Raw genomic sequence first — 13,949 nt, forward strand, 5'->3', positions numbered from 1 at the left:
TATTCTCCTTTTCATTCTCTTGGATTTGCTCAGTTCTCCATTCTCTGGGTTGCTTCTTCCTGCTCTTTTTCTGATTTTCTTAATCAACTTAGTCTAGACTCCAGTAATTTATTTGTGTTTCCAATAATTAACGTGAGTTCGGGATAAGCTACAAAATTTTAAAAGCCAAAACAGTAAAAGCCTCGCTTCGCAAGGCTTTTACTGTTTTGGCTCCTAGAGAGGGTTTGAAACTAACCCGAACTGAGGTTAATAATTGATATTCCAAAGGGGAGTGCGGCGGACAAAGGCGAGGATACAAACACCGATACTAATGCTTAGCCATCCACAAATGAGCGTTAGTAAAGGCAATGATTGACTGAATGTGAATGTGGTCAAAGACGCGATTTTCCCTGTAGATTGAGTCGAAAGAAAAGCGCTAAGCAATAAGATTGCTGTGCCGATTTCCCATGATTGTAAATGATTGGCGTTATAGCTGAGGCGATCGCTTTGTAAACTATTGGGGGCAACTAATTGCAAGAAAAATCTGGCGATCGCAGGACTAACTAGACAAACACCAAGCCAAGCGATCGCGCTTTCTGCGGATAGGTTTGTGGGTAAAGGGAAAATAAATAGAAGCAATCCCCCCAGCATGATAAATGCGGTTCCTGCTAAAATTCCCGCACCCTGTGGCAGTAATACATTCGCCATCCCTAAACTGTCACGCTCAGATTCTTGTTTCGCAAGATGAAACTGATCACGAATGGTTTGCCCTAACTGATCATTTGGATTTGTACCTTCTTTGGTGCTGGATGGCACAATTGTCATCGCTAATGGGATGGTGATGTCACTGTTATTTCCCGATAGCTGCATCCAGCTTAGTTCGCCACTCGCCTCTTGCAATTTAACTACCGATAGACTTGAAAATGGGCGTAAATCGATCACATATTCCGCACCAATCCCCCATAAGCCACTAAACTTCAAATGTAAAACTTTCTCAGGCGATCGCAATTGGGCTTGCCATGTAAAAAATCCTGTCAGTCCAGAAGCTGTCAAAGTGATCGCCGCGATCGCCTTTAAATTTGTGGAAAAGTCGAGCATTGTCCAAAAGAAAAAGCCCAACACGATTAGCACCAAACTATTAAACTGTCGTGGTTGCTGACCGAGAGATGATGGACTAACCAAAACCGTCTGGTCAGAATAGGTAATTACATTCAATATGTCCGCATTAACGGCTTCGATGATTTGCTTTTTTTCTGCTGCTGTCTTCGATTTACCTGATCGCCAAGCCAAAGAGCTAGCCATACCTGTGAAAATAGCAGCAGGTAAAATCCACCACATCGCAATAAATAACTTTGCAAAAGTTTCTGAAGAGTTACTCAGCCCAAAGATTAAAACTAACCAATAGGCTGTCATCCCAATTAACTGCGATTGCGAAAATAAATAATCTGAGTTTTGGCGGCATACCTCAACCACAGATTTAGCTGTATATAGCCCAACCACAAAGCCCAAAAGTAAGATGAGACTAGCGATCGCCAAAATACTCGCATCACGTAGTCGCACTACGTGAGAGATCGCCAATACGAGAATCAACAAACCTGCAAAAATAAAATTCGCAGAAATAGGATAAGTCGCCTGCCGCCAGCCCCACCCGACTTTACCCGATACCAATTGTCGCTGTGAGTGAGAGGGCAAAACTTGCATAGGCGATAGTGACTTGGTAATTAATTTTTACTTTCTACTTTTTACTTTTGCCTTACACAGTGGCGATCGCTTCGTGACGCGCAAAAATCATGCGACCAGCCGAAGTTTGTAAAGCACTAGTGACTATCACAATAATTTGTTTGCCGAGGTACTCACGACCTTCTTCAATCACCACCATCGTGCCATCTTCAAGATAACCAATGCCTTGCGATGCTTCTTTACCTTCCTTGAGTACCTTAATTTCGATCAGATCCCCTGGCAAATAGGTTGGGCGTAAAGCTTGGGCAAGGTCGTTAATATTTAAAACTTCAACCTGCTGTAAGTTGGCAACTTTGTTGAGGTTGTAATCATTGGTGATCAGGGTACAGCTTAGCTCTTGGGCTAAACGGACTAACTTGGCATCAACAGTATGCAAGTCTTCATAATCGGCGGAATGAATTGTAATGCGATCGCTAAACTGGTCACGCATGTTGTTGAGAATATCTAATCCTCGGCGACCACGTACCCGTTTTTGATCATTGGAGCTATCAGCGATCGTCTGCAATTCTTGAATCACAAAATGGGGGATCAATAATTGCCCTTCTAAAAATCCCGTCTCCATTAAAGTCTGAATGCGTCCATCAATTACGGTGCTAGTATCTAGAACCTTTGCTGTTGCAGTACGCAAGGTTCCATCAGCAAGGAGACTACTTTCGACATTATTGGGATTAATCAAACGCAACAATGCACGCCCATGAGTATCTGACAGAGTCATCCCCGAATAGGCAAAGATAATACTTACTAAAATTGCAGTGAGTGGCTTAATAAAGTCAAAGTTGTCGGGAATAGGGATCAAAAATAATGGTGCTAGCATCAAGTTAGCTACCAGTAAACCAAATACCAATCCAACAGCACGACCTAAAATCGTCTCAAGCGGCATTGACCGAATATTCGTTTCGATACGGCGATAGGTATTTTGGACGATCAATCCTGCAATTAGTCCGACCACAGACCCTACCCCAAGCGTCACCCAGCGTAAATTTTGGATATTCAGATGGGAAATCGTCTCTGGTGGTAAGAAATCAATGCCATGGAAGCCAGTGCCTGCTCCCGCAAGGATAAATGTGAAAATAATAATAGCGTCAATCATAGGGCGGAACTCCGCTTGGACGAATAAATATAAGGAAGTGAGATTAACTCAAATAATCTCTAGCCTAAAGCTTTAATTGAGTTTAAGTAATAGTTTTTCAACTTTCTCAATCCTTTGCATACAATTCTACACAAATGTAATGGAGAATTGTCTATTTTGGGGCTTGAGCGCATCCTTCGCTCGATTTTTGTCCGTCGGGCATGATTGCACCACAAAAGTTAGTTTCTGACATATAGGCACTTGTCAAATCCGCTCCCGTGAGATCTGCTCCCCTTAGATCCGCTTTATCAAGGATCGCGCCAATTAAGTTAGCCTCGCGTAAATCAGCAAGTTTAAGATCCGCCGAAAACAAATTTGCATTGCGTAAATTCGCGCCTCTCAGGTTGACAAAACTAAGTTTTGTCCTTGATAGATCGCAACCTTGGCATTCTCTAGTTTGCAAAACTTGACGGACTTGGTTGGGATCAGCTAAGGCGGATTCTGTCCAACTAATTGGGGCGATCGCGCAAATTAGTCCTGATATTACCAAGCAAGACTTGATTAGAGTTTTCATTGTTTAGTTTTTAGTTGTTTAGTCTATTGATTCAGTATAAAACTTAGAAAGTCAAGCTGTGCAAAGCACAGCTTGACTTTCTAAGTTTGGGTTTGAGCGCAAAGCGTTGTATCACTATGGAGTGCGATCGCAATCACAAGGGTAGATATCTGGTGTCACTTGCGATTATCAAAAAAAGCTTGATGATGAATTCATTGAGTTAGTCGCTCACAAGTTAAAGATCACCCAGTCGGTTGAATTGATAGAAGGAAGTAGTAATTACTACTTTCATTAGAAAATTAAGTTATAGAAGTTTAATTTTCTAATTCGTTGCAAGCAATTAGAGAAAGCAGAGTAGAGGCAGTCATGAAAAGTACAATCGTCGCCACATTTTTAGCCATTTCGGGTTTCGCCATTTCAGGTTTTGCATTTGCTGCGTCAGCTAATGCTCAAACAGCGATCGTCGCCGCACTCTATCAAAATCCTACTGCTCCTCAAACCGAAGTTCGTTATGAAAGTGCCGATATTAACCGCAATCAAATCATCCTTGCTGTTAATACCACTCCTGAAGTAATGGCGATCGCTGATAATCTGCTCACTGGTTATAGCTATGACCGTATTGTAACCATGAGCCACAAAGATAATCTTGCTTGCTTAGTAAGTGGCACAGGCTCTGTCGATGGTACTGTCATGTGTGGATTCATCGATCATGAATAAGAAAAGGGACGCTTCGCGTCCCTTTTCTTATTCATGGCAATTATCAGTCAACTGAAACCAAGAAATTTCTTGGTTTCGCTTCAAGCACAGATCGCTTAAGCTATGTTAGAAATATTTGCATTATTTTTAAGTTCGTTTAGCTTTTGCAGTCCAAACTGAGCGCGTTTAATTTGTTTTTCGCATAATTCTTCAATATCGGTACGCGCAATTTCAATCCCGTTTTGCGTATCAGTTGATCGATCAAAAAATACAATGCTGTCCACCTGTTTCATCCCAATTAGGCGAAACAGCATATCAATTACGTTGTATTCTCCGCATTCGAGATTTTCGTCATTTAATCGTAATCGGTCAATATTGGCAGGCGTGCGATCGCAGTAGGCATAAATCGTCGTTTTTTCCAGCTCAGGATTGTCATGATTGCTAAGCGGTGTTAGTAACCACCCCCCCTCAATATCTTGAATCACAAAATAAATTGTATGTTTAAGATTTTGGGCGATCGCCTTTAGTACTGACGCAATCAAACTGACGGCACTAGCCGTTTCTTCATCGGGGGTACTCTGAACTAATAAAGCAACTTGGCGATCGAGAATTTGATCTTTAGTTAGCATGAATCTTTAGTTAACGTTGATCGTAATTAATATCTTGAATTTAGATGATTGAGCCGCCCAGAGCGCGGCTCAATCATCTAAATATTAGTGGCTGATCTTTGAAGTGCAGGTTTGGCTGAAATCGATTGCAATGACTCTAAAGTCTCAAAGATTGCCTCACGCATCGTTGTCTCTGTTTCGCGATTTAGCAATATTTGGCAATAATCAGCGATCGCCCGTTCTTGAGCAGCAGGCAAGCGATTCTCTTGGACATATTGATTGATTTGCTTAATGGCAATTAGTCTCGCTAGATCGTCATTTACTGCAAGCTGAGCAATAAGCTGATCAAAATTATCTTGTTGACGTTTCAACCATTGGCTAAAAGCCTGACGCACTAGCAACACTAAAATCCCTAAAGTTGCACCTAGCTGTAAAATGCTCGCCGATGCTAACCAATGATTTTCTTGGTCTGACCATACAGCTAATACTGTATAGGTCAGAAAAACTGTAACCGTACCGCTTGCAACCGATAAAGGTAAGTGCCGATAGGGACTTTGTAAAAACTTCTGAATGCGCCACAAAATCACATTCCAGTTCCAATCCTGCATCACATAGACCGCAATCATGGCAAAGATTCCCGCACTGGTGGCTGCGATTAATTGCCAGTTCCACAATAGCAACATCACCAAAAAAATCGCCAACAAAGCCCATACTGGCAACCCTTGCTCACGGGCAAGTCCACGCCAAAGCGATCGCATGAATTGTTGAGCTTGCGATGGGGATGAAGTTGATTCTTGTTCTGGATGATGTGAAGTTTTGACCACTGATTGCCACTTTTATCCCTAAGGACTGTAATAGCTACTTTACAGGATTTTAGTTCAAAAAGGTGAGGGAGTGCTTCGCACTCCCTCGCCTTTTTGATTTATTTCGATTATCTAGCAGGTTTTTTGTACATGTTTTGTAAACTGAGTAGACCCACACCACCCGTAACGAGAAATACCCCAAATAGCTGGATAAAATCTAGTTTGTTTCCCAAGATTGTGAAGGCTAGAAATGTGGTAAATACGGGTCCACTAGCACTAACAATTGATGCTTGAGCAGCCCCCATTAACTTTGTACCGAAACTGGTCAGCAAATAACCACCTAAAGTCGTTAGTGCGATCAGGAAGCACATAAAGATAAGTGAGCCATTAAAAGAAATCGAAGCCAAGGTGAATGGTAATGTCCCAAAGCACAGGAGCAAAATAATCGCAAAGTTAATTGATGTAAAAGAAACAGGATTTAGTTGCTTAAAACAAGCCTGAGAGGTAATGATATAGCCCGCGAAAGCAATTCCTGAAAGCATTGCGGCAACTACCCCCCACGTATCAGGCTTGTTCACGCCAAAAACGTTGTAGGTCAGCATAATGCCTACATAAATCACCCCAATTACCAACCAACGTTCCTTGCTAGGGCGATCGCCAAATAGCAACCAAGCCATCAAGACTGTGACTGTCGGGAAGATGAAAAATAGGGTGACGGCTAATCCCGGATTCAAAATGCCTAAAGCTACATAAATGAATGCAAAAGAGGCAAATTGCAGTAAAGCGCTAAAAGCAACCCGCCAGAATAATAATCTGCGGCTAGGCGTGAGTAGTTGTTGAAAGTCACGTAATACATCCACCCGAAAAATAAACTTAGCAACTATCCACATAATTGGTGTTGCAAATAGCATTCGCAACAGTAACAACATGAAGGAGTTGGGGACGGTGGCTTTAATCAATCCCCCAAAACTAAACAGTCCAAAAATACTGGAATTGGAGAAAATCACCCTTACCAAAATATTCTGCAAGGACAAAACTACGGAAGCGCCCAATACTAAGATAAATCCCAACCACCAGTCATTGAGACGCTTAGTAGGTTGAGTTATGGGAGGGGCTGACTCAAAAGAGTTAAATGGTTCTGTGGGATCACCTGCATAGGGGCGAGTGTCATTTGGGTCATATTGCCTAAATTGACTACTGTTGAATGTAGGGATCTGAATTTGCCCATAATTAGCATTGCCGTTAGGAATAGGAGGCGTAGCGCTATTGCCATTGGTGCCGATCGCCCCCGCAAAACCAGATGTCCCCGTAAAGTTGATTGGTGGATTTCCTCCTGTACTGCCCCCACCGTAGCGATCGCCCGAAGATCGCCGTAAGTATTCATCAATTCTTTCAACAAGAGCCGAGAGCATTAACTCGCCTTGCTGTCTTTGGGTATACATGCGCTGCATTTGATCATCAAGATCACGCTGATAGGTATCCACATCCCTCTGTAGAGACTGAAATGTGGTCCGAATAGCACTATCGAGATTAAGCATTAACTGCTCAAAATTCTCAGAATGATCAGTGAGTACCTTTGAGTTAGTAACGATCACATCATTTTTTAAATGATAGGTGATCGCTTGGGCAAGTTGCTCGATCCATTGCTGGCGCTGGATTTCTTGCTGATTCATGCCTTGCTGTGCGACAGTTAACACCTCTAGCTCTTTACGCTGAGACTGGAGGCGCTGAATATCATCAGTTAGGGCATTTTTTTGGGCTTGTAAAATCAAAATTTCACGGCTGAGTTTGCCCAAGATATTTGCCCGCAGATCTGACAAGTCCTTGGTGACTCCCGCGAGGGTCTGCTCGTAATTACTATTACTACGAATATTATTGCTCTCCATTGAAGAAATCACCTCGTAACAATGCCATCTGAAATAACGCTAGGGACTAAGTTTGGCACTAATTTTTTAATTGGCTTAATTGGTTGCGTCTAGTTTGCGAACTTTATAACACTAATTTGAGCATCTGACATATTTTGTTTTGTTTGTTGATCAGAAAAATGTTTATAGCAGTCTCAAAAAACAAAGGAAAGTTGCGGCGCTTCGCGCCGCAACTTTCCTTTGTTTTTTGAATTCGGGAGAGTGTTTAGGAGATGCATAGCTTTCTAGATAATTAAGCTTCAGCTTTGGCAAGATGCATGATGTCAAGCCATTCAATCAGACTATCAAGTTGCTTGTCGTGAGATAGTGTGCCTAAGCCTCGCACGGTGACATTACCTAGACTATAAACAAAGCGCGATCGCAGATGGCTCGGTAAATGCTCATGGAGGAGTTTCCATGCTGGCTCTTCCATCTTAGACTCTAGGACAACATGTTGCTTACCTTCTGGCTTAATCCGCGAGAACCCAATCCGCTTAGCGATCAGTTTTAATTCCATAACTTTTAAAAGTTGCATAGCAGGGGCGGGGACATTTCCATAGCAGTCTTTCCACTCTTCGATGATTTGGGTGAGTTCGCGGCGAGAACTTACGGAGGCTACGGCTCGGTATGCACTCATTTTGCGATCGCCATCAGGAATATATTCCGCAGGGATAAAGGCGGTAATTGGCAAATCTACTTGTGTATCATCGACTTCAGGGATTTCTGAGCCTCGTATTTCGGCGATCGCCTCTTGGAGCATCTCCATATATAAGTCAAAGCCGATCGTGTTGATCTGACCCGACTGCTCAGAGCCTAATAGATTGCCAACGCCACGAATTTCCATGTCGCGCATTGCTAATTGATAACCTGAACCAAGGTGGGTAAATTCTTGAATTGCTTTGAGACGTTTGCGAGCAACATCAGTTAGCTCACCTTTTTCCTGATAAAACAACCAAGCATGGGCTTGAATGCCTGCCCGACCGACCCGACCACGTAATTGATAAAGTTGTGCGAGACCAAATCTTTGGGCATCTTCAATAATGATTGTATTGACACGGGGAATGTCTAGCCCTGATTCGATAATTGTGGTGCAGATCATCATATCGGCTTCGCCACTGTTGAAACTGAGCATCGTTGCTTCTAGTTCTGATTCGGGCATTTGTCCGTGGGCGATCGCCATGCGTACCGATGGCAACATTTCATGGACTCGCGCCGACACTTCCTCAATATCATCAATGCGCGACACCACATAAAAGATCTGACCACCGCGATCAAGTTCTTGGCGAATAGCGGCGCGAACTAGCTCAAGGTTATAACGCGATAAATGGGTCATAATTGATCGCCTTGATGGTGGTGGGGTCGTAATCAGACTCATTTCGCGCACGCCAGACATCGCCATGTAGAGGGTTCTAGGAATGGGCGTAGCTGATAGGGTGAGAACATCAACTTCCGTTTTCATGGTTTTGATTTTCTCTTTTTGGGCAACCCCAAAGCGCTGTTCTTCATCAATGACTAATAGCCCTAAATCTTTAAATTCCACATCTTTAGATAGAAGTTGATGCGTACCGACAACAATATCCAGTTCCCCAGTTTTCAGCTTGCGACAAATTTCTTTCTTCTCAGATGTAGTACGGAAGCGATTAAGCAGCGCAATATTCACGGGGTATGCAGCATATCGCTCCTGTAAACTGTGATAGTGCTGCTGTGCGAGAATCGTAGTCGGAACTAGTAGCGCCGCTTGTTTGCCCGTTGTCACAGCTTTAAAAATTGTGCGAATGGCAACTTCGGTTTTGCCAAATCCCACATCACCGCAGACAAGACGATCCATTGGGCGTGAACTTTCCATGTCTTGCTTAACGTCCTGAGTTGCTTTCAATTGGTCAGGTGTCGCTTGATAGGGAAAAGAATCTTCCATTTCCTGTTGCCAAGGATTATCGGGCGGAAAAGCATATCCCACCTGTTGCGATCGCTTAGCGTAAAGTTCTAACAAATCAAAGGCAATTTTCTTAATCGCTTTCTTGGCTTTAGCTGTGGTATTTGTCCATGTTTTGCCCGTCATTTTGTGCAATTCGGGCTTGCCTTCATTCATGCCCCGATAACGCGACAGAATTGACATCTGATCGACGACTACGCGCAATAATCCATCGGCATATTTGAGAACTAAGTATTCGCGAGTTTCATTATTGACCGTCAATTTTTCTAATTTGATAAACTGTCCCACGCCATGATTTTTGTGAACAACATAGTCTCCTGCGGAGAGTTTATTGAGATCTACTTGTTTAGAAACTGCCCTGCGACGTTTGCGAACATAGTTGGGAGTACCCAAGGCGTGTTGTCCAAAAAACTCGCGATCGCTGATCACGACAATCCGATAAGTGGGCAGCACAAAACCTTGAATTTCGGCAATGCCTGAATATTTCAAAGCAACGGCGATGCGGAGGTTATGGGTTTTGTCGATCGCAGGATAATCGCGGACATTGGGAATAAATTGGGCTTGGCAATCATGTTCTTGCAGCAGAGCAACTGTGCGCGATGGTTGGGCGGAGATGAGAATGATTTTATATTTCTGTTCGCGGTAGTCACGGATAGTTTGGGCGATTTTGCCGAACTGATGAGGAATTGCAGGAATCGACCGACTGGACATATTCACGCCTCGATTTTCTTCGCCTAGTTCAAATAATTCGAGGCGATCAAACTTGGAGATCTGTTCTAAACATTCAGCAAAGGAGCGATGGAGTTTGCCCTCTCTCCCAGCCCCTCTCCCACTGGGAGTGGGTAGTAGGGAGTAAATCTGTTCGGCGGATTCGTACCAGCGATCGCAATGCGCTTTGCATTGGTCGATCTCATCAATTACAACCAAACAGTTTTCTGAAGTTGGTAAATAGTCTAATAGAGAAGCTGTAGATTTGGGATGGACTGCAAACCCCTGAACGCTAAATTCATCTTCTAGATTGCTATCTTTGGCTGGTAGTTTGCCTAAAATATGCCCATAGCTAATCGGAGCTAACATCACCGATGGAATGCTATCGAGTGGTCTTTGGGTGGAAGGCTCAAATTCGCGAATTCGTTCTATTTCATCGCCAAACCAATCAATCCGTACAGGCATTTCACTGGAAACAGGAAAAATGTCAATAATATCGCCACGTCTTCCCCATTGCCCTTCTGTCTCGACCGTTGATGTATGCTCATAGCCCATCAGAGTCAGGTTCTCTGACATGTTCTTCAGGGTGATTTCTGTGCCAACTTCCAAGGATAAGCAATATTCTCTAAATTCTTCAGGACTGGGTAAATGGGGCTGGAGGGCGCGATCGGTTGCGACGATCGCTACTTTTTTCTTTTCTCCTTCCCGTTCATCCCAGTTGACTAAATCCGCCAAAATCTGCATTTGTCCCCAAACGACCTCTGATTCTGGTGCATAGGGTTCGTAGGGCAGGACATCAGAAGTGGGATAAAAATGTACAGTCTGCCATCCCATAGTATCTAGTTGTACCGACCAGCGACCTGCCTCTTCGATCGTGGCGGCAATAACTAACATTAGTCGTTCCTGCTTTTGGCTCAGGGTCGAACTAACCATCCCTTTGCCTACTCGCGATAACCCCGAAAGCGTGAGTTGATGCGATCGCACCAATTTACTCTCTAGTTCATCCGTGAGAGGCGATCGAATTAATGAACGAATTACTGAGGAAAATGGCATGGGCTAAAAGACAATATTAGAAAATGGCAATATATCAAAGTTTAGCAATATTATTTAGTCGTTTAGTGATGAAGGTTAAACTGAAAAATATCTACTAGCAACCCACTGTAAGTAAGCCATGATTGCCAATCCAAAATTTAGTTACATATCTCCAGATGAATATCTCGAAATGGAGGAACAAAGCGATATCAAACATGAATATATTGATGGATATGTTTATGCAATAGCTGGAGCCAACGATCCTCACGTTACGATCGCCTTGAATATGGCTTTTGTTGTCCGCAACCATTTGCGTGGATCTGGTTGCCGAGTTTATATGTCAGATATGAAAGCGAAGATAGATTCTTTAAATCGCTTTTAATTACCCAGCTGTGATGGTGACTTGCGATCCTAGAGATGTCCAAACTCCTAATCACAAGCGTTTTCCTAAACTAATTATCGAAGTTCTATCAAAATCTACGGAAGCATTTGACAGAGGCGATAAGTTTGCCGATTATCAGCAACTAGATAGTCTAGAAGAATATGTTCTTTCTAACACCCTTTTCTACCACGTAAAAAAGGCGATCACCTAATTAGCGATCGCCTCAATCATTACTGGGTATTTTTATAAAGCTCGTAAAACAGCATACGGGTAACTTTAAATAAAATCCTGATGATCTTCTGTTTTCCAGAAATCTTTGATTCTTTCAAACCTTTGAGAGTCCATCCGTCAGCGTGAATCTCATTTAGTTTCTTACCTAGTGAACTAGTAGAGCGTCGATCGGGTAGGACAGATGTGACTGTCCATGCATAAAGGCTAGCTCTGGTGATATCAGAGCCGCCAAGGGCTTTGACTTTTTTATCCCCTGATTGCTTTTCTGTGTATCCCAGTCCTAGGAATAGTTGGAAACTCCTAAGCGATCGGTGTCGTTTCTGGGATGTTGGCACACCCTGTTTATTTACGCCGTCGTCGTAAGTTACCCATGGTTTTCCGTCTAGTAAAAACCTTTCAAATGGATAACATTGGCACAGCAATAGTGCTTGATTACGAAGTCCGAAACCGAACTCTTTAAAGACTTTCAGGTATGGCGCGAATTCATCGGATTGCATGATTAGAGCAAGGTCACGCTCTTTCTGATCGAGTTGTTTTTGCAGTTCGCAAATTTGCTTTGCGTGGTTTTTGGTGTATTGGCTAATCTCAATTCCGATCGCACGGGCGGCGCTTTTTTCGTGTAGGTTCTTGATTAAGGTATATTCCCTAATTCCAGCAACGTATCCCCACATGGGTGAGTAGCCCAATTTCTGGGATATGTTTGAGCGCTTTTGTGCAATTTCTGGAAACTCCATTGTTAATCTTTGCCTTGCCTGATTAATCATTGAGTTGAGCAGTTTATCGAGTTGCTCACATTCAAAGAACCAATCGCGAACCAGTGCGACTTTGCCTGTGGAAAACTCTAGATATCTCTTGTTCCCATGAATGTCCACAAAGCGATCGTCAAAGTAAGTTAGTGCTAGACAAAATGCGTCTTCTGGGTCGGTTTTATTCTTGAAACCGTATGCCCCGCGCTGTGCTGCAAGGTCGCCATGACCAATCCAATAGATCGGGATTTTGTGGAAGTCTGCGAGATGTTTCCAGAAATTGCTATACCAAATTCCTGTAGGTTCCATGACCACGGCATCAGGTTTTAGATCGAGTAATTTCTGTACTCCGATCGCGTCGGCTTGACATTTGATAATGTCCTTTTTGATATTCTGAAAATGCTTAAGCGGCTGTTCGGGATATTCCGACAGCAAACAGGCTGTGACGTTGTTACGACCAACGTCTAGACCGATGATATTCATAGTATGCGAGTGATTATGTGGATATAGACCTAGGAATCACCCAGAAGCGCTTCAGGCTTAATTCTTTCTGTAGGTTGATAGAGAGTCGGTTTGTGAACATATGAAGCAGCAAGGCTTTCTTCTAGTTTTAAACCGTCTCTCTATACCGAGTGCTTTGGACACACTCAGCAGACGACGCGGTGATATCACCGCGCCCGTTGCTGAGTTGTCTAAGCGAAATCGTCTACATAGTCATGATCATCATCTTCTTCATTACCGTTTAGGAAATCTGACAAGGTAGGAACCCATTTACCTAGCGGCACATCTTTGAATGATTGATCGTCCAATGTCACATCATCGCGATCATCAGTGGAAAAATCACCCATTAAAAAGTCAAATTCTTCGCGTGTGCCTTGATAATGTGGTGACCAACCTTTGAGTAATGCGTCAACGATTGCGGGGTATTTATCACGATGGCGGTTGCCAAATTGACCGATAAAATTGCGGCAAAATCGCTCAATATTTTCTGGGATATCGTGATTAATCACGGCTGACTGAACAACACCCAAGAGCATTGATGCTTCAATGGGAAGAACCTTAAATAAAATTTCTTCTTCTGACTTGCATTCATTGAGATAGGCTTTGAAACCTTCTTGCAGTGACTCTTGAGTAGGTGGTTCAATCTGAGGCTCTTCAATTACCAATGGTTTAGAAGGAATTTCAAAGCCAATTGTGGGATTAAGATCGATGAGATGTTTCAGGCGATCGCACAAACCCAAATACACATCGACTAACTCGCTCTCTGAAAACTGGCTTGCATCAATGAAATTGATTAAGGCACTTGAGCGATCATTAACCAGAAATGGTTTAAATTCATTTTCGTGAGTCATGATGCATCATCTCCTTGGATAGTTGGGCGCAAAACTGAAAGTGTAGGAACATTGTTAAAAACGGTTGTGCATTGCTGCATGAGTGCAGTTGCAAGCTGCAATTTTTGAGCCATTGGCAAGCGCTCGATCCATGCCTCAGTATTAGCGGGCATAGGGTGAGTGCGCGATGAGTAATAGCGTCCGATCGGGTGTGAAATTGGTTTTCCTTGCATT

11 protein-coding genes and 1 pseudogene are annotated in these 13,949 nt (G+C 43.1%); 2 read left to right on the forward strand and 10 right to left on the reverse strand.

Features of this window, described 5'->3' with window-relative positions:
• Positions 1-246: 246 nt before the first annotated feature.
• The 3 genes from B9G53_RS14430 to B9G53_RS14440 all read right to left on the reverse strand — a co-directional run bounded on the left by B9G53_RS14430 (position 247) and on the right by B9G53_RS14440 (position 3,362).
• Entirely contained in the window at positions 247-1,680 is a 1,434-nt protein-coding gene (locus tag B9G53_RS14430) for a hypothetical protein (RefSeq protein WP_094533475.1), read from the reverse strand.
• Positions 1,681-1,732: 52 nt separating this feature from the next.
• Complete coding sequence (locus tag B9G53_RS14435; RefSeq protein WP_094533477.1) at positions 1,733-2,809, reverse strand: PIN/TRAM domain-containing protein; 1,077 nt, start codon at positions 2,807-2,809, stop codon at positions 1,733-1,735.
• Between the two features lie 151 nt (positions 2,810-2,960).
• Positions 2,961-3,362: a pentapeptide repeat-containing protein gene (locus B9G53_RS14440; protein WP_094533479.1), complete on the reverse strand. Its 402-nt coding sequence runs from the start codon at positions 3,360-3,362 to the stop codon at positions 2,961-2,963.
• Between the two features lie 345 nt (positions 3,363-3,707).
• Here B9G53_RS14440 and B9G53_RS14445 point away from each other — a divergent pair, with 345 nt between their 5' ends.
• Positions 3,708-4,058 (forward strand): hypothetical protein, encoded by a 351-nt coding sequence (locus B9G53_RS14445; RefSeq protein ID WP_094533481.1) that lies wholly within the window; start codon positions 3,708-3,710, stop codon positions 4,056-4,058.
• 95 nt (positions 4,059-4,153) lie between these two features.
• Here the strand turns inward: B9G53_RS14445 and B9G53_RS14450 are convergent, their stop codons facing one another.
• The 4 genes from B9G53_RS14450 to mfd all read right to left on the reverse strand — a co-directional run bounded on the left by B9G53_RS14450 (position 4,154) and on the right by mfd (position 11,046).
• Positions 4,154-4,666: a hypothetical protein gene (locus B9G53_RS14450; protein ID WP_094533483.1), complete on the reverse strand. Its 513-nt coding sequence runs from the start codon at positions 4,664-4,666 to the stop codon at positions 4,154-4,156.
• Positions 4,667-4,743: 77 nt separating this feature from the next.
• Entirely contained in the window at positions 4,744-5,469 is a 726-nt protein-coding gene (locus B9G53_RS14455; protein ID WP_094533485.1) for a hypothetical protein, read from the reverse strand.
• A gap of 107 nt (positions 5,470-5,576) precedes the next feature.
• Positions 5,577-7,334 (reverse strand): DMT family transporter, encoded by a 1,758-nt coding sequence (locus tag B9G53_RS14460; RefSeq protein WP_094533487.1) that lies wholly within the window; start codon positions 7,332-7,334, stop codon positions 5,577-5,579.
• Positions 7,335-7,605: 271 nt separating this feature from the next.
• Positions 7,606-11,046, reverse strand: coding sequence for a transcription-repair coupling factor (gene mfd, locus B9G53_RS14465; RefSeq protein WP_094533489.1), 3,441 nt, complete (start codon positions 11,044-11,046; stop codon positions 7,606-7,608).
• Between the two features lie 118 nt (positions 11,047-11,164).
• Here mfd and B9G53_RS14470 point away from each other — a divergent pair.
• Positions 11,165-11,585 (forward strand): annotated as a pseudogene (locus tag B9G53_RS14470) (Uma2 family endonuclease); the annotation flags it as partial.
• A gap of 52 nt (positions 11,586-11,637) precedes the next feature.
• On the opposite strand, the gene B9G53_RS14475 reads toward B9G53_RS14470, so the two are convergent.
• The 3 genes from B9G53_RS14475 to B9G53_RS27440 form a co-directional block, all read right to left on the reverse strand.
• Positions 11,638-12,867: a hypothetical protein gene (locus B9G53_RS14475; RefSeq protein ID WP_094533491.1), complete on the reverse strand. Its 1,230-nt coding sequence runs from the start codon at positions 12,865-12,867 to the stop codon at positions 11,638-11,640.
• Positions 12,868-13,076: 209 nt separating this feature from the next.
• A complete protein-coding gene (locus tag B9G53_RS14480) occupies positions 13,077-13,736 on the reverse strand; it encodes a hypothetical protein (RefSeq protein WP_094533493.1) in 660 nt (219 codons plus the stop codon).
• Positions 13,733-13,949, reverse strand: a 217-nt coding sequence (locus B9G53_RS27440; RefSeq protein ID WP_094533495.1) for a hypothetical protein, incomplete at its 5' end; no start/stop codon positions are given. The genes B9G53_RS27440 and B9G53_RS14480, both read right to left, overlap by 4 nt.

Source organism: Pseudanabaena sp. SR411 (genome assembly GCF_002251945.1).
In the GTDB taxonomy this organism is placed as follows: domain Bacteria; phylum Cyanobacteriota; class Cyanobacteriia; order Pseudanabaenales; family Pseudanabaenaceae; genus Pseudanabaena.